Origin of the sequence: Mesorhizobium sp. C372A (genome assembly GCF_030323245.1) — a bacterium.
Classification (GTDB): Bacteria; Pseudomonadota; Alphaproteobacteria; order Rhizobiales; family Rhizobiaceae; genus Mesorhizobium.
In genome coordinates, this window is sequence record NZ_CP100475.1 from 1606693 (window position 1) to 1628269 (window position 21577).

At 63.9% G+C, this 21577-nt stretch carries 25 protein-coding genes, 1 tRNA gene and 1 pseudogene; 19 read left to right on the forward strand and 8 right to left on the reverse strand.

From position 1 onward, the window contains the following. The first annotated feature begins 129 nt into the window (after positions 1-129). Entirely contained in the window at positions 130-1035 is a 906-nt protein-coding gene (locus NLY42_RS07475) for a hypothetical protein (protein WP_155927230.1), read from the forward strand. Positions 1036-1059: 24 nt separating this feature from the next. Here the strand turns inward: NLY42_RS07475 and NLY42_RS07480 are convergent, their stop codons facing one another. From NLY42_RS07480 to hrcA, 3 genes are all read right to left on the reverse strand, one after another. Beyond that, positions 1060-2409, reverse strand: coding sequence for a PQQ-dependent sugar dehydrogenase (locus NLY42_RS07480; protein ID WP_023755938.1), 1350 nt, complete (start codon positions 2407-2409; stop codon positions 1060-1062). Positions 2410-2518: 109 nt separating this feature from the next. Then, entirely contained in the window at positions 2519-2719 is a 201-nt protein-coding gene (locus NLY42_RS07485) for a hypothetical protein (protein ID WP_023672050.1), read from the reverse strand. A 36-nt stretch (positions 2720-2755) separates the two neighbouring features. Next, on the reverse strand, positions 2756-3841 hold the full coding sequence (gene hrcA, locus NLY42_RS07490; RefSeq protein ID WP_023681233.1) for a heat-inducible transcriptional repressor HrcA: 1086 nt from the start codon (positions 3839-3841) through the stop codon (positions 2756-2758). Positions 3842-3996: 155 nt separating this feature from the next. Here hrcA and rph point away from each other — a divergent pair, with 155 nt between their 5' ends. From rph to NLY42_RS07520, 6 genes and pseudogenes are all read left to right on the forward strand, one after another. Then, on the forward strand, positions 3997-4713 hold the full coding sequence (gene rph, locus NLY42_RS07495; protein WP_023710344.1) for a ribonuclease PH: 717 nt from the start codon (positions 3997-3999) through the stop codon (positions 4711-4713). Positions 4714-4903: 190 nt separating this feature from the next. Then, positions 4904-5314 carry a VOC family protein gene (locus NLY42_RS07500; RefSeq protein ID WP_023698063.1) on the forward strand — a complete coding sequence of 137 codons (411 nt, stop codon included), beginning with the start codon at positions 4904-4906 and terminating at the stop codon, positions 5312-5314. Next, on the forward strand, positions 5314-5961 hold the full coding sequence (gene rdgB / locus NLY42_RS07505; RefSeq protein ID WP_023687555.1) for an RdgB/HAM1 family non-canonical purine NTP pyrophosphatase: 648 nt from the start codon (positions 5314-5316) through the stop codon (positions 5959-5961). The genes NLY42_RS07500 and rdgB overlap by 1 nt, the downstream gene beginning before the upstream one ends. Further along, positions 5961-7118 carry a radical SAM family heme chaperone HemW gene (gene hemW / locus NLY42_RS07510; RefSeq protein WP_023755937.1) on the forward strand — a complete coding sequence of 386 codons (1158 nt, stop codon included), beginning with the start codon at positions 5961-5963 and terminating at the stop codon, positions 7116-7118. Before rdgB ends, hemW begins: the two co-directional genes overlap by 1 nt. 6 nt (positions 7119-7124) lie before the next feature. Next, entirely contained in the window at positions 7125-7448 is a 324-nt protein-coding gene (locus tag NLY42_RS07515) for a low molecular weight protein tyrosine phosphatase family protein (RefSeq protein WP_023702417.1), read from the forward strand. A gap of 191 nt (positions 7449-7639) precedes the next feature. Next, positions 7640-7774 (forward strand): annotated as a pseudogene (locus tag NLY42_RS07520) (EamA family transporter); the annotation flags it as partial. Positions 7775-7853: 79 nt separating this feature from the next. On the opposite strand, the gene NLY42_RS07525 reads toward NLY42_RS07520, so the two are convergent. Then, positions 7854-8039 carry a hypothetical protein gene (locus tag NLY42_RS07525; RefSeq protein WP_023755935.1) on the reverse strand — a complete coding sequence of 62 codons (186 nt, stop codon included), beginning with the start codon at positions 8037-8039 and terminating at the stop codon, positions 7854-7856. 172 nt (positions 8040-8211) lie between these two features. Here NLY42_RS07525 and rsmI point away from each other — a divergent pair, with 172 nt between their 5' ends. Beyond that, positions 8212-9120, forward strand: coding sequence for a 16S rRNA (cytidine(1402)-2'-O)-methyltransferase (gene rsmI, locus NLY42_RS07530; protein ID WP_023755934.1), 909 nt, complete (start codon positions 8212-8214; stop codon positions 9118-9120). Next, complete coding sequence (locus NLY42_RS07535; protein ID WP_023698068.1) at positions 9113-9490, forward strand: YraN family protein; 378 nt, start codon at positions 9113-9115, stop codon at positions 9488-9490. Before rsmI ends, NLY42_RS07535 begins: the two co-directional genes overlap by 8 nt. A 170-nt stretch (positions 9491-9660) precedes the next feature. Here NLY42_RS07535 and NLY42_RS07540 read toward each other — a convergent pair whose 3' ends face one another. Then, positions 9661-10467, reverse strand: a complete 807-nt coding sequence (locus tag NLY42_RS07540) for an undecaprenyl-diphosphate phosphatase (protein WP_023755933.1) — start codon at positions 10465-10467, stop codon at positions 9661-9663. A gap of 171 nt (positions 10468-10638) precedes the next feature. Here NLY42_RS07540 and NLY42_RS07545 point away from each other — a divergent pair, with 171 nt between their 5' ends. From NLY42_RS07545 to NLY42_RS07585, 9 genes are all read left to right on the forward strand, one after another. Further along, positions 10639-11331, forward strand: a complete 693-nt coding sequence (locus tag NLY42_RS07545; RefSeq protein ID WP_023755932.1) for a glutathione S-transferase family protein — start codon at positions 10639-10641, stop codon at positions 11329-11331. Further along, a complete protein-coding gene (gene queG, locus NLY42_RS07550) occupies positions 11312-12466 on the forward strand; it encodes a tRNA epoxyqueuosine(34) reductase QueG (RefSeq protein ID WP_023755931.1) in 1155 nt (384 codons plus the stop codon). Before NLY42_RS07545 ends, queG begins: the two co-directional genes overlap by 20 nt. After that, a complete protein-coding gene (locus NLY42_RS07555; protein ID WP_023672065.1) occupies positions 12463-13563 on the forward strand; it encodes an SDR family oxidoreductase in 1101 nt (366 codons plus the stop codon). The genes queG and NLY42_RS07555 overlap by 4 nt, the downstream gene beginning before the upstream one ends. Positions 13564-13609: 46 nt before the next feature. Then, complete coding sequence (gene mepA, locus NLY42_RS07560) at positions 13610-14692, forward strand: penicillin-insensitive murein endopeptidase (RefSeq protein WP_460221917.1); 1083 nt, start codon at positions 13610-13612, stop codon at positions 14690-14692. Between the two features lie 137 nt (positions 14693-14829). After that, positions 14830-15849 carry a glucokinase gene (locus NLY42_RS07565; protein WP_023726739.1) on the forward strand — a complete coding sequence of 340 codons (1020 nt, stop codon included), beginning with the start codon at positions 14830-14832 and terminating at the stop codon, positions 15847-15849. Between the two features lie 278 nt (positions 15850-16127). Continuing rightward, complete coding sequence (locus NLY42_RS07570; protein ID WP_023755929.1) at positions 16128-17987, forward strand: ABC transporter ATP-binding protein; 1860 nt, start codon at positions 16128-16130, stop codon at positions 17985-17987. Continuing rightward, entirely contained in the window at positions 17984-18805 is an 822-nt protein-coding gene (dapB, locus tag NLY42_RS07575; protein ID WP_023726737.1) for a 4-hydroxy-tetrahydrodipicolinate reductase, read from the forward strand. Before NLY42_RS07570 ends, dapB begins: the two co-directional genes overlap by 4 nt. A 27-nt stretch (positions 18806-18832) precedes the next feature. Next, a complete protein-coding gene (locus NLY42_RS07580) occupies positions 18833-19453 on the forward strand; it encodes a 2,3-bisphosphoglycerate-dependent phosphoglycerate mutase (protein WP_023755928.1) in 621 nt (206 codons plus the stop codon). A gap of 299 nt (positions 19454-19752) precedes the next feature. Then, positions 19753-19837: transfer RNA gene (locus NLY42_RS07585), tRNA-Leu, on the forward strand. Positions 19838-19938: 101 nt separating this feature from the next. On the opposite strand, the gene NLY42_RS07590 is transcribed toward NLY42_RS07585, so the two are convergent. From NLY42_RS07590 to NLY42_RS07600, 3 genes are all read right to left on the reverse strand, one after another. Then, positions 19939-20283, reverse strand: coding sequence for a low affinity iron permease family protein (locus tag NLY42_RS07590; RefSeq protein WP_023672069.1), 345 nt, complete (start codon positions 20281-20283; stop codon positions 19939-19941). A 198-nt stretch (positions 20284-20481) separates the two neighbouring features. Continuing rightward, positions 20482-20790, reverse strand: a complete 309-nt coding sequence (locus NLY42_RS07595; RefSeq protein WP_023755927.1) for a DUF1236 domain-containing protein — start codon at positions 20788-20790, stop codon at positions 20482-20484. Positions 20791-20838: 48 nt separating this feature from the next. After that, a complete protein-coding gene (locus NLY42_RS07600) occupies positions 20839-21069 on the reverse strand; it encodes a hypothetical protein (RefSeq protein WP_032903368.1) in 231 nt (76 codons plus the stop codon). 206 nt (positions 21070-21275) lie between these two features. On the opposite strand from NLY42_RS07600, the gene NLY42_RS07605 reads away from it, so the two are divergent. After that, positions 21276-21575 carry a DUF1236 domain-containing protein gene (locus NLY42_RS07605; RefSeq protein WP_023681215.1) on the forward strand — a complete coding sequence of 100 codons (300 nt, stop codon included), beginning with the start codon at positions 21276-21278 and terminating at the stop codon, positions 21573-21575. The last annotated feature ends 2 nt before the right edge of the window (positions 21576-21577 follow it).

Here is a 21577-nt window from a genome sequence, read left to right on the forward strand (position 1 = left end):
GCAAAACGGATTCGATTGCGCCAAGCAGGACATGAAAGCCGGTCATCATCGCCTGAAAGCGAGAGATGGTTCACTTACGCCTCGAAGGCGGTCGGCTATCTCGCATGGCTCCGAACGGCAGGAGCACCCATGTTAGCCAAAAGACTTCACATCCAGCTTATGAAGTGGATGCCCAACAACTATTCCGAAGCACGCGGTCACGTCCACGAGCTGGAATGGTATCTGTGGTTCGAGGGGCGTCAGGCTTTCAGCCTGTTCGACAAGGGCGATAGCGATGTCGTTCCGCAGACTGGATATTTTACCGACAGCCGGGACCCTGGCGCTCACCCCATTCGTCCGATGATCTATCCGCTGGTAGTCAACAACCGGTTCAAGGTGCGACTGGTGGCGATGGAGCGTGACGGACCGCAAAAGATAGACCCCGACGACACCGCCAAAGGCGAATTCTACATCGACCTCGACACCAAATATCCGCCGGTCTCCGACTGGCGCATCATCCCTGCCGATCCGCGCAGTACCGACCTCAACGTGGAAGCGTCGTTCCAGCTGCAATGGCTGGACTATGTCGATACCGCCGAGATTGCCGAGGATGGCCCGCCACGCATCATCGACAAGTCCAACTATCCCTATCCGTGGGGCGCCAATGTGATGGTGTTCGAGCACTGGCTCGGGCTTGGCCGCAAGGCGCCGCTCAAACTCATCGACCCGAACCGCGCATCGCGCCGCGAATACTGGATGATCAATGGCAATGCGGCCCGGCGCATGGTGCAGGACCTCTATCGCTTCAACGTCAACCAGCTTGGCGTCGCCAACGACACCATCAGCAGTGTTTACGTGCCGAAGCTCAATGCCGGCCACGTCACGGTGACGCTTTACGAACACGATTTCAGCGACGGCCGCTTCGCGCAAGGGGCGAAGAAGTCCTTCGGCTCGGTCGGCCTCTTCAATCTCAGGGATACCGGTTTTGATGACCGCGTCTCATCGGCCGAGGTGATCCATACCTATCCCAAGGTGATCCATCGGGACGTGCATTAGGGCCGGATTGCGCTGTTCGCCGGCTCAGGATGGGCCATCGACATGGGTGATGCGCCAGATGGTGCCGTTGCCATCCTCGGTTACGATAAGCGCGCCGTCCTTGGCCACCGCGACGCCGACCGGCCGGCCCCAGACGGCGTCGTCGGAGAGGACGAAGCCGGTGATGAAATCCTGGTACTCGCCGGTCGGCTTGCCGTCGCTGAATCTCAGCCGCACCACCTTGTAGCCGGTCCTCATACCACGGTTCCAGGAGCCGTGCAGGGCGACGAAGGCGTCACCCTTGTACTCTGCCGGGAAATTGCCGCCGTCATAGAAGGCGATGTTGAGCGGCGCCGAATGCGCCTGCATCAGCACGTCGGGCACGGTGACCGAGCCGGCGAGGTCTGGGCGCGCGCCCTCGTGACGCGGGTCCTCGTTGGCGCCGATATAATACCAGGGCCAGCCATAGAAGGCGCCGTCCTTGACTGAGGTGGCATATTCGAACGGCACATCGTCGCCGAGACCGTCGCGCTCGTTGACGACACACCACAGCGCGCCGGTGGCCGGTTGCACGGTCATGCCCGAACAATTGCGCAGGCCGGTAGCGAGGATGCGGCCATTCTTGCCGTCGGGGCCGAAGGCCAGCACGTCGGCACGGCCATCCTCGGAACCCCAGGTGGCGCCGAGTGGCTGTGATTTTGCCCAGGCGTCAAGGCCGCCCTTCGGTGCCTTCTGCATGCCCTCCGCGACGTTCGATCCGGAGCCGACCGAGAGATACAGCGTCTTCCCGTCCGGCGAGAAGGCGATATCGCGGGTCCAGTGGCCGCCGGTAGGGATGTCGGAGACGATCGTCTCCGGTTCGCCGGAGGCTTTAAGGTCGCCGTCGCGATAGGCGTAGCGGACCACGCTGTCGTTGTTGGCGACGTAGACCCATTGCGGCTTGTCGCCAGGCGGGTAGAAGGCGATGCCATAGGGCTGGTTGAGATTGTCGGCAAAAATGCCCTCTTCGGCCGGCTTCGCGCTACCCTTGGCCAGCCGATAGACGCGGATCTGGTTGGCGTCACTGTCGGCGACGAACAGGTCGCCGTTCGGCGCCACGCGCACGACCCGCGGATTGGAAATGCCGGAAGCAACCAGTTCGGCCGAAAACCCAGGCAGCAGGACGGGCTTCGCGCCCTCGGGCCGATCGCCAAGGCCGGCGCTGTTGGAGGCGGATTCGGTGATGTTGGGCTTTTGCAGATCATCCGGCTTGATCAGCCGGCGCACACCTGGCTTGTCGGCCGTCCAGTCGCCGAAAGCGTCTTTGCCGGTCAGCAGCGGTTGATCGGCCTCCTGGGCGAAGGCGCTGGTGGCCAGAAGCAGGGCAAGGCCTGCCAAGCCGGCAATCCGGATCATGCTGTTCTCCTCGAACTCGCGCCGGTCGGCGCGTCATGCACAAGGGAGATATTGTGCGGCCGCCGCAAAAGAGAAGCGTGCGCGCGCGCAGATTCGACGAGAGAACCGCTCAACTTTCCTCTTCGACGTCGAGATCGTCGTCGAGACGCTTTTCCAATGCGACGAGATCTTCCGGCAGCGGCAAGCCCATGGCGCGCATTTCGCGCAGTTTTTCGCGCAGCTGCTCCTGGATTTCGTGCTCGTCCTCCGGCTGGTTGACCATTTCTTCGAGCAGCATGCTGATCTGGGCCTTGAACGATTCAAGCGCCATTCTGCGCCCTCCTTTACGGTGATCCCGGCTTCGGAATTATCTTAACATCCGGGTAATCAATTGCGCAGTGTAGTCGACCATAGGCACGATGCGGGCATAATTCAGCCTGGTCGGGCCGATGACGCCGAGCGCGCCGACGACGCGGGCGTCCTTGTCGCGGTAAGGCGCCACGACCAGCGACGAGCCGGAGAGCGAGAACAGCTTGTTTTCCGAGCCGATGAAGATCCGCACGCCGGGGCCGTCCTCGGCGAGGTCGAGCAGCTGGATCAGCCCGTCCTGCGTCTCCAGATCCTCGAACAGGTGGCGCAGCAATTCGATATCGGCCTGGGCGGTGACGTTTTCGAGCAAATTGGCGCGGCCTCGCACGATAAGGCGCGCCGGCAGGCCGCTGTCGGCGCCGGCCCACACCGCCAGGCCTTTCTCGACCAGATCCTGCGACAGCGTGTCCAGCGCTGCCCTGGTCTCGTCCTTGATGCGGGCGATCTCGATGCGCGCCTCGGCGAGCGTGCGGCCCCTGATATGGGCGTTGAGGAAGTTGGAGGCCTCGTGCAGCTGCGAGACGGTGATGCCGGCCGGCAGGTCGACGACGCGGTTCTCGACATCGCCATTCTGCGACACCATCACCGCCAGCGCCTTGGTCGGCTCGAGCTGGATGAACTCGATGTGCTTCAGCGCCACCTCGTTCTTGGTGGCGAGCACCAGGCCGGCGCCGCGCGACATGCCGGACAGCATCTGGCTGGCCTCGGTCAGCATGTGTTCCAGCGTCGCGCCCGAGCCGGAGGCGCGCACCTGCGCCTCGATGACCCGGCGTTCCTCGTCGGAGAGATCGCCAAGCTCCATGAAGGCATCGACGAAGAAGCGCAGGCCGGTCTGGGTCGGCAGGCGCCCGGCCGAGATGTGCGGGGCATAGATCAGGCCGAGATGTTCGAGGTCGCTCATCACGTTGCGGATGGTCGCCGGCGACAGCGACGACGGCAGGATGCGCGACAGGCTGCGCGATCCCACAGGCTCACCGTCCTTCAGATAGGATTCGACGATGCGCCGGAAAATGTCGCGCGAACGCATGTCGAGCGATTGCAGCGCGGGCGCCAGCAGACTGGGTTCGGTGACTGCCTTGGTCATTCGAGCCAAAAACCTCCGGCTCAAGGATATAGACTTCCATCGCCCCCGCGCAACCCGGCGTCTGTGCCAGATCGCCCGGCCTTTTCCTTTGCGCCATGGGCTGCATGCGTCTACAAGCCGCCGACGCAACCATAAAAGAACAGAAAGAGGCCTCGATGCGCCCTTCCAAACGCCAAGCCGACGAAATGCGCGCCATCTCCTTCGAGCGCGGCGTCTCCAAACACGCCGAAGGCTCGTGCCTGGTGAAATTCGGCGACACGCATGTGTTGTGCACGGCGAGCCTGGAGGAAAAGGTGCCGGGCTGGATGCGCAATTCCGGCAAGGGCTGGGTGACGGCGGAATACGGCATGCTGCCGCGTTCGACCGGCGAGCGCATGCGCCGTGAAGCTTCGGCCGGCAAGCAAGGCGGCCGCACGCTCGAAATCCAGCGGCTGATCGGCCGCTCCTTGCGCGCCGTTGTCGACCTGCAGGCACTGGGCGAACAGCAGATCACCGTCGACTGCGACGTCATCCAGGCCGATGGCGGCACCCGCACGGCCTCGATCACCGGCGGCTGGGTGGCGCTCTACGATTGCCTGCGCTGGATGGAAGCGCGGCAGATGGCCAGTGTTGCCAAGGTGCTGAAGGACCATGTCGCGGCAATTTCCTGCGGCATCCACGACGGCAAGCCGGTCATCGACCTCGACTATATCGAGGATTCGTCTGCCGGCACCGACGCCAATTTCGTCATGACCGGCAAGGGCGGCATCGTCGAGATCCAGGGCACCGCCGAGGGCGAGCCGTTCTCGGAAGGTCAGTTCGCGGAGCTGATGGGGTTGGCCAAGAAGGGCATTCAGCGGCTGGTGAGCTTGCAGCAGATGGCTGTGGCCTGATTGAATTTAACGTGATGACGTCGGCGATCCTTCACACCCCCCTCTGGCCTGCCGGCCATCTCCCCCGCAAGGGGGGAGATCAGAGGTCGCTGCCGTTTTCGCCAACCATCAACGTTGAGACGCCGCCAGCGGAACTGCCAATCTCCCCCCTTGCGGGGGAGATGCCCGGCAGGGCAGAGGGGGGTGCCTGATGCAACCCTCCGCTATTCTTGAGTCAGCGCTTTACGTCACGGATCTCGCCGCTGCCGAAGCCTTCTACTCCAACGTCCTCGGCCTCCCTCTCCTCGGCAAGGTCGACGGCCGCCATCTCTTCTTCCGCTGCGGCCCGGGCGTGCTGCTGGTCTTCAACGCCGAAGCCACCAAAATCCCGCCGGCGCCCGATGCGCGGCTGAAAGTGCCGCCACATGGCACGGTCGGCGAGGGCCATCTCTGCTTTGCCGCAAGTGCGGATGAACTCGCACAGTGGAAGGCGCAACTTGAGGCGAAAAACATCGCCATCGAAAGCGAATTCGAATGGCCGCAGGGCGGGCGTTCGATCTACATACGCGACCCCTCGGGCAATTCGATCGAATTCGCCGAGCCAAGGATCTGGGGCCTTTGATGCATTCTCTCGATGGAAAGAAGATCGTCGTTGCCAGTCACAATGAGGGCAAGCTGCGCGAATTCGCCGATTTGATGGGTCCGTTCGGCTTCGAGGCGAAGTCGGCCAAGGACTACGGCCTGCCGGAACCGGAGGAGACCGGCACCACCTTCGAGGAAAACGCCTACATCAAGGCCTTCGCCGCGGCTAAGGCGACCGGCTTGCCGGCGCTGTCGGACGATTCGGGCCTGTGCGTCGACGCGCTCGACGGCGCCCCCGGCGTCTACACCGCCAATTGGGCCGAAGCTCCCGATGGCAGCCGCGACTTCAGCATGGCCATGCAGCGCACCGAAGTGGCCTTGCAGGAGGTCGGCGCCGCCAAGCCAGCGCAGCGCAAGGGGCGGTTCGTCGCCGTCATCTGCCTGGCCTTCCCCAATGGCGAGGCTGAATATTATCGCGGCGAGGCTGAGGGAACGCTGGTCTGGCCGCCGCGCGGCGAACTGGGCTTCGGCTACGACCCGGTGTTTTTGCCGGACGGTTTCGACAAGACGTTCGGCGAGATGAGCGCTGAGGAAAAACATGGCTGGAAGCCCGGGCAGCCGACGGCGCTGTCGCACCGCGCCCGCGCCTTCCAGAAATTCGCCCGCGCCAGGTTAGGCTCAGCCTGATGTCGCTGGACCGCAGCCCGGGTTTCGGCGTCTACATCCATTGGCCGTTCTGCGCGGCCAAATGCCCATATTGCGACTTCAACAGCCATGTCCGTCACCAGCCGGTCGACCAGGAGCGCTTTGCCCGCGCCTTCGAGACCGAGCTGAAGACCATGAGCGAGCGGACCGGGCCGCGCGAAGTGACCAGCATCTTTCTCGGCGGCGGCACGCCGTCGCTGATGCAGCCGCAAACGGTGGCGGCGGTGCTGGACGCCGTGGCGAAGAACTGGACGGTGCCCGACGGCATCGAGGTGACGCTGGAAGCCAATCCGTCCTCGGTCGAGGCCGAGCGCTTTCGCGGCTACCGCGCCGCCGGCGTCAACCGTGTGTCGCTCGGCGTGCAGGCGCTGAACGACAAGGATCTGCGCTTCCTCGGCCGGCTGCACAATGTCGACGAGGCGCTGCATGCAATTGGCCTGGCACGGGACATATTCCCAAGACTTTCCTTCGACCTGATCTACGCCCGCCCCGGCCAGACGCTGGACGACTGGCGGGCGGAGCTCGAACAGGCGATCGGCCATGCCGCCGACCATCTGTCGCTCTACCAGCTGACCATCGAGGAAGGCACGCCGTTCCATGCCCTTCATGCGGCGAAGAAATTCATCATCCCCGATAATGACCGGGCCGCCGATCTCTATGCGCTGACTCAGGAGGTCACCGCGGCGCATGGCCTGCCGGCCTATGAGATTTCCAACCACGCCAGGCCGGGCGCCGAGAGCCGGCACAATCTGACCTATTGGCGCTATGGCGAATATGTCGGCGTCGGACCGGGCGCGCATGGCCGCTTTATCGAGAACGGCCACCGTGTTGTGACGATCGCCGAGCGGATGCCGGAGACCTGGGCCAATCTGGTGGAGGCCAGGGGCCATGGCGTCACCGGCGGCGAGATCCTGACGCGCTCCGAAGAAGCCGACGAGTTCCTGCTGATGGGGCTGAGGTTGGCCGAAGGCATCGACCTTTCCCGCTACGAGGCGTTTTCCGGGCGCGGCCTGTCGAGCGCCCGGCTGACCGTGCTGCAGGATGAGGGGCTGGTGGCGCCGATCGGCAATGCCAGGCTACGCGCCACGCCAGCCGGAATGATCGTGCTCGATGCCGTGGTGGCGGATTTGGCGCGGTAGATCGCGATGAAGAACGTGCTGTTCGTCTGCAGCCAGAACCGCTTGCGCAGCCCGACCGCCGAGCAGGTGTTCTCCAAACGTAGGGATATCGAGGTCGCGTCGGCCGGCACCAACCACGACGCCCACACGCCGCTGACGCATGAGCTGGTCGCCTGGGCCGACATCGTCTTCGTGATGGAAAAGGCGCACCGCACCAAGCTGCAGAAGAAATTCAAGGAGAGCCTGAAGAAGGCCCGCGTCATCTGCCTCGACATCCCGGATGATTACGGATTCATGGATCCGGAGCTGGTGCGATTGCTGGAGGTGAGGGTGACGCGATACCTGGGCTGACTGATGTGGTTGGGGCGTTCCACGCCCGCGTTCGCCATCCTCGGGCTTCACCCGAGGATTCATGCCGCGAGGTTAAGGCGCTGCAGCGGTTCAGAATTCTGCGCCGCTGCATCCTTCGGCAGAGGTCACGGAATGGATCCTAGGGTCTGCGCCGCGTCACTTCGCTCCTTGCTTCGCCCTAGGATGACGATGTTGCACCGATCGACAAACTAAGCGTCGTGCTTGAAGCGGCGCTTGCCGCGGTGTTTCTCGGTATGCGCCTCTCCGGTCCGGGCCGGCTTGGCGTCGCTCTTGTCCCGGCGGACGCTGTTCTGGTCGTTCATCGGATGCGGCGGCGCGCCTTCGCGGGCGCTCTTCGTTTCAAGACGGGTGATGAAGATATCGAAACGATTGGGCATCGTACGGTCAGTGCTCCGTCGCGCTGTCCGGTTTGTTGTCCGAAAGCCTGACATTCGTCGGCAAGGCGGTGGCCGCCCGACTGGTCAGGCCGGTGTCGCTCTCGGCGAGCGCACGCTTGCCCTTTGGCGCGGGCACGCGGTTGCGCCCGGCATAGTAGGGCTCGAAAACGTCCTGCAATTCCAGGCTGTCCATCCTGTCCTCCTCCTCAAGAGACTCAGGTATTCAATCCGCCAGCCACGCTTTCGTTCCCCACTGTGGCAAAGACATGGCCGCCGGGTTACATCGGCGTCAGGTTTGGCTCGACGTTCGGGATTTTGCAACCCGGCGCGCGCCGTGCCAAACAGGGCGAAATGGAGAGACCCCGGTGACCGGCGAGAAGCGCAGCTATGTGATCGGGCAGACCGAGATCGCGGTCCGGCCGGTGGCGCCGGCGCTGTATCTGGTGGCGACGCCGATCGGCAACCTCTCCGACATCACGCTGCGCGCGCTGGAGACGCTGGTCGCCGCCGACATCGTCGCCTGCGAGGACACCCGCGTCTCGCGCGTGTTGCTCGATCGCTACGGCATCCGGCGGCGCACCACCGCTTATCACGAGCACAACGCCGGCGAGGCCGGGCCGAAGCTGATCGCGGCACTCGAGGCCGGGCAGAGCGTGGCGCTGATTTCGGATGCCGGCACGCCGCTGATCTCCGACCCAGGCTACCGGCTGGTGGGCGAAGCGCTGGAGCGCGGCCTGCGCGTGGTGCCGATCCCCGGTCCATCGGCGCCGCTGGCGGCGCTGACGGCGTCGGGCCTGCCCTCCGACGCCTTCCTGTTCGCCGGGTTTTTGCCGGTTAAATCAGGGCCGCGGCTGACAAAGCTGGAAACGTTCAGGGCGGTGCCGGCAACGCTGATCTTCTTCGAGTCGCCACGCCGGCTGGCCAATACGCTGGTTGCGATGGTCGAGGCGTTGGGCGGCGCGCGCAAGGCCGCAATCGGCCGCGAGCTGACCAAGACTTTTGAAGAGATGCGGACGGGAACGCTGCAGGCGCTGGCCGACCACTATGCGGCGGCCGACACGCCGAAGGGCGAGATCGTCATCTGCGTCGGGCCCGCCGAGATCAAGGCCGACCAACCCGCCGACATCGACAGGCTGCTTCTGTCGCTGGCCGCCGAAATGCCGGCGTCCAAGGCGGCGGCGGAGGCGGCGAAGATGACCGGCGGGCAGAAGCAGGCGCTTTACCGGCGGCTGCTGGAACTCAGGGATGCGGTTGGAGAAGGCGAAGGTGGCTGAGCGCCCGGCCGCCAGCCGCCAAAAAGCCTATCGGCGCGGCCATCGCGGCGAGTGGCTGGCGGCAGCGGCGCTGATGCTGAAAGGTTATCGCATCCTCGCCCGCCGGCATCGCACCCGCTTCGGCGAGATCGACCTGATCGCCAGGCGCGGCGACCTGGTGCTGTTCGTCGAGGTCAAGGCGCGGCGCACGCTGATGGAAGCGATGGAGGCGATCGGCCACGAATCGGAGCGCCGCATCGAGGGCGCCGCCGACATCTGGCTGTCGCGGCAGCCGGACTACGGCAGATTGTCGATGCGCTTCGACATGATCGCGGTGCTGCCCTGGCGCTGGCCGGTGCATGTCGAGAACGCGTTTTTTGGGAGGAGTTAGCGGCCTTTACCCTCCCCCTTGTGGGGAGAGTCGGTGAGCAAGCGACGCGACGCGTCGTTGGTGGGGCGGGGTGTGGCGCCCCCACCCCGATCCGCTTTGCGGATCGACTGACCGGGGCGAGCCGCCTGTCTCGCCCGTCCTTCGGACCCCCACAGGGGGGAGGGTAAAGCTCACCCCCAGGTCATCAGCGCCACCAACCCCACAGTGCCCACCACCAGGCGCCACCAGCCGAACAGCGAATAGCCGTTGCGCGAGACGTAATCGAGCAGGAAGCGCACGACGATCAGCGCGGTAACGAAGGCGGCGATGAAGCCGATGGCGATGATCGGCAGATCGGCGCTGCTCAGCACGTTGCGGTTCTTGAACAGATCGAAGGCGAAGGCGCCGACCATGGTCGGGATGGCGAGGAAGAAGGAGAATTCCGCCGCCGCGCGCTTGTCGACGCCCAGCAGCAGCGCGCCGACGATGGTCGAACCGGAGCGCGACGTCCCGGGGATCAGCGACAGGCACTGGAACAGGCCGATCTGCAGGTAAAGCCTTGTCGGGAAGCGCTCGACATCGCGGTAGACCGGCTGCAGCTTCATGCGGTCGACGACCAAGAGCACGACGCCGCCGACGATCAGCATGATGCAGATCAGCCTTGGTGATTCGAACAGCACCGTCTTGATGAAATCATGCGCCAGCGCGCCGATGATGGCCGCCGGCAGGAAGGCAGTCAGGATGCCGATGACGAAATGCCGCGTCAGCCGGTCATGCGGCAGGTCGAGCAGCATCTGCCACAGGCGGCGGAAATAGACGCTGAGGATCGCCAGGATGGCGCCCAGCTGGATCAGGATCTCAAAGGCCTTGCCGGTGGAATGGAAGCCGAGGAAATGGCCGGCGAGCAGGATATGGCCGGTCGAGGAGACCGGGATGAACTCGGTCAGCCCCTCCAGCAGGCCGAGCAGCAGGGCTTCGACAATGGTATGGCTATCCATATGGCAACCTCGGCATTCAAGGGACGGAAGGAAACGGCTGGCAAAAGGGCTTGCTTGTCACGGCGCGGAAGTCCCCCTATAGGTCGCAGCACCGTGACGGCCGCATGACGGGCCGCCAAGACTTACCGGTGCGGACGGCGATTCGCCAGTGCGCCTTAATATCGCGGAATCATGCTGACGCTTTTCCATCACCCGATGTTCGCCACCTGCCGCTTCGTGCGCCTCGCCTTCGGCGAATATGGCGAGGAGCTGGCGCTGATCGAGGAAAAACCGTGGACGCGGCGCAAGGAGTTTTTGGCGCTGAACCCGGCCGGCACCTTGCCTATCCTGCTGGCCGAAGGCGACGTGCCGATCGTCGGCGCCATGGTGATCGCTGAATATCTCGACGAAACACGTGGTGTCCTGAAGCGCGACAAGCGCCTGTTTGCGGAAGACCCGATGCAGCGCGCCGAAATCCGCCGCCTGACCGACTGGTATCTCAACAAGGCCGAAGGCGAAGTGACCCGGCATCTGGTGCGCGAGCGCGTGCTGAAGCCGGTGATGCCGGAAACGGCGGGCGGCGGCTCCCCCGATTCGGCGGCGATCCGCGCAGCGCGCGCCAACATTCGCCAGCACATGAAGTACACCAACTGGCTGGCCGGCACCCGTCATTGGCTGGCCGGCAGCAAGGTCACCTATGCCGACCTGGCGGCAGCGGCGACGCTGTCGGTGCTGGATTATCTCGGCGAGATCGATTGGCGCGAGCATGCCGCGGCGCGCGAATGGTACACGCGGGTGAAATCGCGGCCGTCGTTCCGGCCGCTGCTCACCGATCGGGTGCGCGGCCTGTCGCCGGTGTCGCATTATGCGGACCTCGATTTCTAGAAGCCAAACCCTGCGCGCGCTGATCGACGCCGAGGCGCGGCGCGCCGGCTTCGATGCGGTTGCCGTTACCACGCCCGATGCGATCCCGCTGGCGCCGGCCAGACTGGCCGAATTCGTCGCCGATGGTTTTCACGGTTCGATGGCGTGGATTGCGGAGACGCTCCAACGCCGCAGCGAGCCTTCGACGCTGTGGCCCGAGGTGCGCTCGATCATCGTGCTGGCAATGAATTATGGCCCCGACCACGATCCGCGTGCGCTGCAGGCAAGGCGCGACCGCGGCGCGATCTCGGTCTATGCGCAAAACCGCGACTATCACGAGGTGATGAAGGGCCGGCTGAAGGAGATCGCCGGCAAGATCGTCGCGCGGGCCGGCGGCGACGTAAAGGTTTTCGTCGATACGGCGCCGGTTATGGAAAAGCCGCTGGCTGAGGCCGCCGGGCTCGGCTGGCAAGGCAAGCATACCAATCTGGTCAGCCGCGAGCACGGCTCCTGGCTGTTTCTCGGCACCATCTTCACCACGGCTGAGCTCACGCCCGATGCGACCGAGGTAGACCATTGCGGTTCCTGCCGCGCCTGTCTCGACGCCTGCCCGACCGATGCCTTTCCGGCGCCCTATCGGCTCGATGCCAGGCGCTGCATCTCCTACCTGACCATCGAGAACAAGGGGCCGATCCCGCAAGAATTCCGCGAAAAGATCGGCAACCGCATCTATGGCTGCGACGATTGTCTCGCCGCCTGCCCGTGGAACAAGTTTGCCCGCGCCGCTTCGGAAGCCAAGCTTGCTGCCCGCGACGAACTGCGCGAGCCGCCGCTGGGCGAGCTGTTGCAGCTGGACGACACGGCGTTCCGGTCTTTCTTCTCGGGCTCGCCGATCAAACGCGTCGGCCGCGACCGCTTTGTCCGCAACGTGCTGACCGCCGCCGGCAATTCCGGCGATGTTTCGCTGGCCGGCCCGGTGCGCGCCCTCCTTGGCGACGCCTCGCCGCTGGTGCGCGGCGCGGCGATCTGGGCGCTGGCGCGGCTGGTGCCGGCCGCCGAATTCAACAGGCAGGCGGCGATCTACTCGAACACTGAAACCGACACGACAGTGCGGGGCGAATGGCTGTCCGTATTGCCAATTGAGGCGCACGCATGAGCGAAAAACAGGTTTTTATCTTTGGCGCCGGCTATTCGGGCAAAGCCTTTGCACGGGCCAATGCGGGCTGGCACGGTTTGCGCACTACGAATACCCCCACCCCTAACCCCTCCCCACAAGGGGGAGGGGAACTCGCGGAAGCGCCTACCTTCGCAGACCCAGCGACTGGGATCGGTAAGAGCGCGCGGCAGCGTTCCCTCCCCCTTGTGGGGAGGGGTAGTGTGGGCGCCCCTCTTCACAAGAATCTCATTTTTGGCACCACGCGCTCATTGGAAAAATTCGACGCGCTGCGGCAGGTCGGCATCGCGCCGCTGCTGTTCGACGGCGCCCTGACCCCTGAAATCGGCGATGCGCTGGAAAAGACCACCCATCTCGTCGTCTCGGTGGCACCGGAGGAGGCCGGCGACCCTGTGCTTCTCGCCGCGCGCAAGGCGATCGAGGCGATGCCGGCGCTTCGCTGGATCGGCTATCTCTCGACCGTCGGCGTCTATGGCAATTATGACGGTGCCTGGGTCGATGAAACGGCCGAATGCCGGCCGGTGTCGAAACGCTCGTCGATGCGAGTGGCGGCCGAGCGGGGCTGGCTGCAGCTTGGACTCGAGACCGGCAAGCCGGTGGCCATCCTGCGGCTTTCCGGCATTTACGGGCCGGGTCGCAACGCGCTGGTCAATCTGGAAAACGGCACGGCCAGGCGGCTGGTCAAGCCCGACCAGGTGTTCAACCGCATCCATTGCGACGACATCGCCGGCGCGCTCTGGCACCTCATCGGTGGCAATAGAGGCGGCATTTTCAACATCACCGATGACGAGCCGGCGCCGCCGCAGGATGTCGTCACCTATGCCGCTTCGCTGATGGGCGTCGAGCCGCCGCCGGAGATTCCTTTCGAGACCGCCCAACTTTCGCCCATGGCGCGGTCCTTCTATGGCGAGAACAAGCGCGTCGCCAACGCCGCGATCAAGGCAGCGGGCTACCGGTTCCGCTATCCGGACTACCGCCAGGCGTTCGATCGGATGTGGGCCGACGGCAGCTGGCGCGACGGCGAGCCGCGCAGCCCGATGAAGGTAGATAATCGAAACGCGAGCCCGAGGGTGATATGATTCGATTGTGTTGCGGACTTTTGCAGTGGGGTTCATGACGATTTCGATGCGATCCTTGACCGGCAGACGGCCGTTCCTGACGGCGGCGCTGGCGATCGTGGCGCTGGCCGGGCTGGTGGCGGGCGCAATCACGGCCGAGCCACGGGCAAAAGACCTGTTCGGCGCCAAGAAGCTGCCGGCGGTGGCTGCGGCGCAATCCTTCGGCTTCTATTCAAAGGGCTGCTTCACTGGCGGCGTCGCCATTCCGATGGACGGCCAGAACTGGGAGGTGATGCGTCCCTCGCGCAACCGGCGCTGGGGTCATCCAACGATGATTGCGCTGATCGAGAAACTGTCGCGCGATGCCGCCGCCGACGGCTGGCCGGGGCTTCTGATCGGCGACATTTCGCAGCCGCGCGGCGGGCCGATGCTGACCGGGCACGCCTCGCACCAGATCGGCCTCGACGCCGACATCTGGCTGACGCCAATGCCCGACCGCAAGCTCACCACCCAGGAGCGCGAAAACATCAGCGCCACGCTGATGGTCGACGACAAGACGCATCTGGTGAAGGACAGGCTGTGGAAGCCGATGCATACCAAGCTGTTGAAGCGCGCGGCGAGCTATCCGGAAGTCGAGCGCATCCTGGTCAATCCTGGGATCAAGAAGAAGCTGTGCGACACCGTCACCGGCGACCGTACCTGGCTGAGAAAAATCCGGCCGTTCTGGGGCCATGACTATCATTTCCACATCCGCATCGGCTGCCAGCCGGGTTCGCCCAACTGCAAGGGACAGGAAGCGACGCCCGACGATGACGGCTGCGGCAAGCCGCTGGCCTGGTGGTTTACCGAGGAGCCGTGGCGCCCCAACAAGAACCCGGATGCGCCCAAGGCGCGCGACCTGATGACGATGGCGAACCTGCCGAAACAATGCCAGTTCGTGCTTGACCAGCCCGACGCGGACTCAGCCGAAGCCGTCACCTATCGCGGCGGCGGCGTGCCGATCGCCGCCAGGGCGCCGGAACCCGACGCGCCTCCGCCTATTGCGGGCAATGCGGGCGGCTTGCCAAACGCAGCCAACGCCTTCACCGCCACGCCGGAGATCGGCATTCCCCTGCCAAGGCGACGGCCGCCGGCAAACGTCGGACAGTGATGGCGAACTGACGCTTTCCCTTTCCGGGGCCATGCGCTAGTCAATCGATTGAACACCGGGCGATTGAACACCGGGCGATTGAAAAACCGGGCGATTGAAACGGTCGCAACGGCGCCGCAAAGGGGACGAGCAAGAGCATGTCAGGCGACGACGACACCGCGTTGCGGTTTCCAGTGCTGATCGGCGACATCGGCGGCACCAATGCGCGCTTTTCGATCGTGCTCGACGCAAATTCGGAAGCCGGTGAGCCGCATATCGTGCAAACCGCCAATTTCGCCACCATAGACGAGGCGATCCAGGCGGCGGTGCTCGACCGGTCGTCCATCCGGCCGAATTCGGCAGTGCTGGCCATCGCCGGACCGGTCGATGGCGACGAGATCCCGCTTACCAACTGTCCCTGGGTGGTGAAGCCGAAGCAGATGTTTGCCAATCTGGGCCTGGGCGACATCGTCGTGCTCAACGATTTCGAGGCGCAGGCGCTGGCCGTCGTGGCGCTCGGCGAAGAGCACATGGAAAAGATCGGCGGCGGCGCGCCGGAGGAGAATGCCGGGCGTGTCGTGCTCGGTCCCGGTACCGGCCTGGGCGTCGCCGGGTTGGTTCATGCCCTCCACCACTGGATACCGGTGCCTGGCGAAGGCGGCCACATGGATATCGGTCCGCGGACGCCGCGCGATTTCGAGGTGTTCCCGCATATCGAAAAGCTGGACGGCCGCATTTCGGGCGAGCAGATCCTGTGCGGGCGCGGTCTGGTCAATGTCTACCGGGCGGTCGCCAAGGCCGACGGCAAGCCGGCGCCGTTCACCACGCCGGCCGAAATTACCGGGGCGGCGCTGGCCAAGACCGACCCGGTTGCCGAGGAAGCGCTGGCGCTGTTCGTCACCTGCCTCGGCCGAACCGCCGGCGACCTCGCGCTGGTGTTCATGAGCCGCGGCGGCGTGTTTTTGACCGGCGGCATCGCGCAAAAGATCGTTCCGGCACTGAAGGAAGGCAGTTTCCGTGCCGCCTTCGAGGACAAAGCGCCGCACAGCGCGCTGATGGCCTCGATGCCGGTCTATGTCATCACCCACCCGCTGGCAGCGCTTCTGGGCCTTGCCGCCTATGCCCGCAACCCGTCGCTGTTCGGCGTCCAGACCGCGGGGCGGCGCTGGCGGGCATGATCCATTTCGTCCCGAACATGGGTCTGTTCCTGGAAATGGCTGCCGCTTTCGTGACCCTGACCTCGAGCCCCGACGAAGTTTCGCCATAGGCAAGCCGTAGCCGGGGCGCTAAGAGGGGGCCGAATTCCAGCCTGGCATCCCTAGATGCCGGTTGATTTCAGATCGAATCGACCTGAAATCATCCGGCTCTAAATCAAAGAGATAGAGCATGATGTCGTCCGAAAACCGCTTCACACTTTTCGGCATCATGCTCTAGCAAACCACGAAGCGCCCGCGATTTGACCGCTCAAAGTCCACTCAAACTGAAAGTCCAGCCAGCTGAGGTCACTGCGGTGCTGCGCCGCATCCTGGCCGAAAACGGCAGTGAATATCGCTGGACCTATGTCGTTGCCGTCGGCTGCCTGCTGATTGTTTCCGCCACCACCGCCTTCACGGCGTGGATCATGGCCCCGATGATCAACGAGATCTTCTACGAACGACGCGGCGACATGATCGTCTGGATCTGCGCCGGGTTCATGGCCGCCTCCGTGCTGCGCGGCTTCGCCGGTTACGGCCAGGCGGTCGCGTTGGCCAAGATCGGCAACAATCTGGTCGCCCGCTACCAGAAGCGCAGCTTCGACCACCTGATGAAGCTCGGCGTCGACTTCTTCAACGATACGCGTTCCGGTCGGCTGGCGGCACAGGTCAACGAGAATGTCGGCGGCGTTCGCGATCTGCTGTCGCTGACGCTGACCTCCATCAGCCGCGACGCGGTCTCGCTGATCGCCCTCGTTGGCGTCATGATCTACCAGGATCCGGTGTTGTCGCTCAGCTCGCTGCTGATCGGGCCGCCGCTGATCTGGGCCGTCGTCTACATCACCCGCCGATTGCGGCGCATCAACCGGGAATCGGTGCTGATCAACTCGCGGCTGAACGGGTCCGTACAGGAGGCCACGCAAGGCATCGCCATCGTCAAGGCCTTCACCCTGGAAGCCGAGCTGGCGCGCCGGATCGGCATCATGGCCGATAAGGCCGAGCAACGTAACAACAAGATCGCCCGGGTCGCGGAGCGGCTGTCGCCGATTTCCGAGATTTTGGGCGGTCTCGCCATTACCTCCGTCCTTGCCTATTCCGGCTACCGGGCGCTGGTGCTCGGACAACCACCAGGCGCTGTGTTTTCCTTCATCACCGCGCTGATCATGGCCTACGATCCGGCACGGCGCCTGGCTCGTACGCAGGTCGGTATGGAACGTGCCCTGGTCAACGCCCGGATGATTTACGAGCTGCTCGACCTGGAGCCTAAACAGGGCGATGCGCCCGACGCGGTCGAAGCCAGGATCACCACCGGCGAGGTTCGCTTCGACAATGTGACGTTCGGCTACAGCGCCGACATGCCGGTGATCAGGAACCTGAGTTTCACCGCCGCGGCCGGCAAGGTTACGGCGGTGGTCGGGGCCTCGGGTGCCGGCAAGACGACGCTCGTGGCGCTGCTGCAGCGCTTCTACGATGTCGACAAGGGTTCGATCGAGATCGATGGCCAGGACATTTCCAAAGTCACCAAGCACTCGCTGCGCGGCTCGATCGCCTATGTCTCGCAGGCGCCCTATCTGTTCGAAGGCAGCATACGCGACAACATCCGTTTTGGCCGACTTTCGGCGACCGACGCCGAGATCGAGCGGGCGGCGGTGCTGGCGGCGGCCGACGAGTTCATCCGTCAGCAGCCGCAGGGCTACGACACGCCCGTCGGCGAGGGCGGCTCGACACTTTCCGGCGGCCAGCGCCAGCGCGTCTCGATTGCGCGGGCGATCGTGCGCAACGCGCCGATCCTTTTGCTCGACGAAGCGACCTCGGCGCTCGACAACGAGGCCGAGGCGCGCGTCCAGGAGGCCCTGACCCACGTGATGGAAGGGCGCACCACCATCGTGATAGCGCATCGCCTGTCGACGGTCGTCAACGCCGACCACATTATCGTGCTTGAAGAGGGGCGCCTGGTCGAGGAAGGCACCCATGCCGCACTGATGGCCGATCCAAACAGTGTCTACGCCCGCTTCCACCGCATTCAAGGCAAGAACGGACTGGGGCTTGTCGACGACTCGAAGCCCGTCCAAACTCCGGTCCGGCGCAGCCGCGCCAAGAAGGCGGTGGGGAGAACAGCATGAGCGAATCCAGCGAAATGGGCCTGGTGGTGGTGGGGGCGGCCGGCCGCATGGGCCAGACGCTGATCCGCGCCATCCATTCGATCCCCGGCGCCCGCGTCGTCGGCGCGGTCGAACGAACCGGATCGCCCTATCTCGGCAGGGATGCGGGCGAGCTTGCCGGCATCGGCATCATCAATGTGACGATCGGCGACGATCCGCTGCCGGTGTTCGCCAAGGCCGACGGCGTGCTCGATTTCACCATGCCGGCAGCCACCGTCGAATTCGCAGGCTATGCCGCGCAGGCACGCATTGCCCATGTCATCGGCACCACCGGCTGCTCGGCGGAAGACGACGCCAGGATCGAGGCCGCGGCGCGCCACGCGACGATCGTCAAATCCGGCAATATGAGCCTCGGCGTCAATCTTCTGGCGGTGCTGGTCGAGCAGGCCGCGCGCGCGCTCGGTCCAGAGGATTTCGACATCGAGATCCTCGAAATGCATCACAAGCACAAGGTCGACGCGCCCTCGGGCACCGCCTTGCTGCTCGGCGAAGCGGCGGCGGCGGGACGCGGCATTTCCCTTGCCGGCAACGATGTGCGGTCACGCGACGGCCATACCGGCGTGCGCAAGCCAGGAACGATCGGCTTTGCCAGCTTGCGCGGTGGCTCGGTGGTCGGCGACCACAGCGTCATCCTGGCCGGGACCGGCGAGCGCATCACGCTGTCGCACCATGCCGAGGACCGCGCCATCTTTGCCCGCGGCGCGGTCAAGGCCGCGCTCTGGGCGCGCGGTAAAAAGCCCGGACTTTATTCCATGCGGGACGTGCTCGGCTTGAGCTAAACTATCCATAATTTTGAAGGAGCAAACATGTCGGGAACTCTCGTGCTCGTGCGCCACGGCCAGAGCGAATGGAACCTGAAGAACCTGTTCACCGGCTGGCGCGATGCCGACCTTACCGAGCAGGGCCACAAGGAGGCCAAGGAAGCCGGCCAGAAGCTCAAGGCACGCGGCTTGAAATTCGACATTGCCTTCACCTCGGCGCTGATCCGGGCGCAGAAGACCTGCCAGCACATTCTCGACGCGGTCGGCCAGAGCGATTTGAAGACGATCCGCGACCAGGCGCTGAACGAGCGCGACTATGGCGATCTCTCCGGCCTCAACAAGGACGACGCGCGCCAGAAGTGGGGCGAGGAGCAGGTGCACATCTGGCGCCGCTCCTACGACGTGCCGCCGCCCGGCGGCGAAAGCCTGAAGGACACCGGCGCCCGCGTCTGGCCCTATTACCTGCACGACATGCAGTCGCATGTTCTGAAAGGCGGCACCGTGCTGGTCGCCGCGCATGGCAATTCGCTGCGCGCGCTGATCATGGCGCTGGACGGCAAGAGCGGCGAGGAGATCGTCAAGCTCGAGCTCGGCACCGGCGTGCCGGTGATCTACAAGCTCAACGCCGATTCCACTGTGGCGTCGAAGGACGTGCTGGAGGGGTGAGGTTTTCGGCCAGCGCATTCGCCAAGTCGGCGCTGCCCCTCATTGCCCTGCCGGGCAGTTCTCCCGGTATAGTGACGGGGAGAAAGGGCTGGCCGCAGCCTCGGCGCTCTTCTTGTGACGCAGGTGACCGGCGAAAATCATCGATGAGAGCGCCCCTCTCCCCGTCACTGTACGGGGAGAGGATGCCGGCAGGCAGGTGAGGGGCGGCGCTGACCCCCGGGAAACTAAGCCGGCAGGCAGCGGCCCTCGAAAAAGCGCGTTGACACATATCGTTTGCCCGCTTACATGAGCCCGCACCAGCCCAGATGGCGGAATTGGTAGACGCGCACGGTTCAGGTCCGTGTTCCGCAAGGAGTGGAGGTTCGAGTCCTCTTCTGGGCACCAAATTCCCGTTTCGGATAAGTCTGAAATGATTTAGACGCGAAGCAAAAAAGCCCGGTTCCCGGGCTTTTTTGCTGATGGATAACAGATAGTCCAGCGGAGGGTCAATGCGGCGGGCGAACCGCTTTCATTGCTTCTTCTTCGAGTGTCTGGAGCTTCTCCCGAATCTCCTCCGGCTCGGCATGCTCCAGGCCGACGACATCGTTTCTGGTCTCATTCAGCGAAACGATAATCTCATCAAGCTTGGCGTGAATGGCGGCCGTGTCGCGGTAACCCTGGATCAGCACAACGCCCGTGATCACGATGGCCGCTACCGACAATGCGTAGGTGACCACATTGGTCAGGCCGAATGGCACCAACGCAGTACAGAGCAGCATGGCTACAAGAAGGACATAGAAGCCCGGTGGCCGGGATAGAAAGTCGCCCATCACAAACAGGAAGCGATTCATATCCAGGCCGCGGTCAAAAATGCCACGAGTGCGGTGACGGCTACGCAAATTGGAATTGCCGCGAGTAAGGCAGCTTCCAGGACCCAAGTTTCCTTGTCGCTAAACATCAGACATCCTCCCGTTGAGAAAAGGCTGCCCGTAGACTTTCACAGGGCAGCCACAGCTCGCCGCTCCAGACCGGAGCGGCGGGCTCGCGCGTTATTCGATGATCTGCACGACCTTGCGCGTGTCGGGATCGACGAGAACCGCATGATCTCCGACAACCGTATACTTGTAGCGGACATCCGGAACGTCGATTGCGTGGAGCTCGACAGTGTCTGGAAGTGCCGTGCCGACATTGAGTTCGACGCCGAGCAAACTGACTGAGGCCAGCTTCTGCTTATGGATATATTCGCGAATGACCGTCTGTTGTTCGGGCTTGAGAACAATAACATCCTCGGCAAACGAGGTGCCGATGCCCGCCATAAGGAGGAGGGCGCCAGTGGCGCTGACGAAATATTTAGTCATGGGAATTTCCTTTTCATAGGTCAGTTCGGAAGCGTGGATACGAGCAGATCAGCCGCCACTCGCAGGGGCTGGGGCAGGTGCCGCAGGCTTTGCGGGTACAGCCGGAGCTTCCACCTTTGGCGCTTCAACCTTGACGTTGATATCCTTGCCGCCGTCGCCGCGGATATTGATGACGCCGGTAAAAATAAGCAATACTACGACTGCAATAAGTGCAAGAACAACGGCAATCGCAGTGCCGCCGCCACCCCCAGAATTAACAACAGTTGGGCCGTCTGCCATGTGTTCCTCTCCTGTTTTATTTAGTTGCATTTGGGAAACGCCTGCCCCGCTTGAACGTTCCGCCTCGGGACTTGGGTCTTAGCCGATGTCCGACTTTGGTCTGGTTCGCCGCGGACTGAAGTCACAGGAACAATCTGGCTGATCTCAAGTTCGGTCCCTCGGCGAACAGGCGTGGTGCCGTCGCCGGATTACGCGAGGAGAAAACCATGAAAATCCACTTTGCAAGTGCCGCTGCAGGCTTGTTGCTTTTGGCTGGGGTCGGCGCCGCCGCAGCTCAGGATGTCGTCATCACACCGGAGCAGGATACGGTCGTCCGCGAATACGTAAAAAAGCAGCCGCTGGCTTCGGTGAAGATCCCGGGCGTGGAGCTGAACGTCGGCAGTGCCTTGCCTGATACGGTCGAGCTGCACGAAGTTCCCAACGTCAAATACCGCTACGTCGTGGTCGACAACCGCACCGTCCTGGTCGATCCCAGCACCCGGAAAATTGTGAAGGTCTACGACTGATC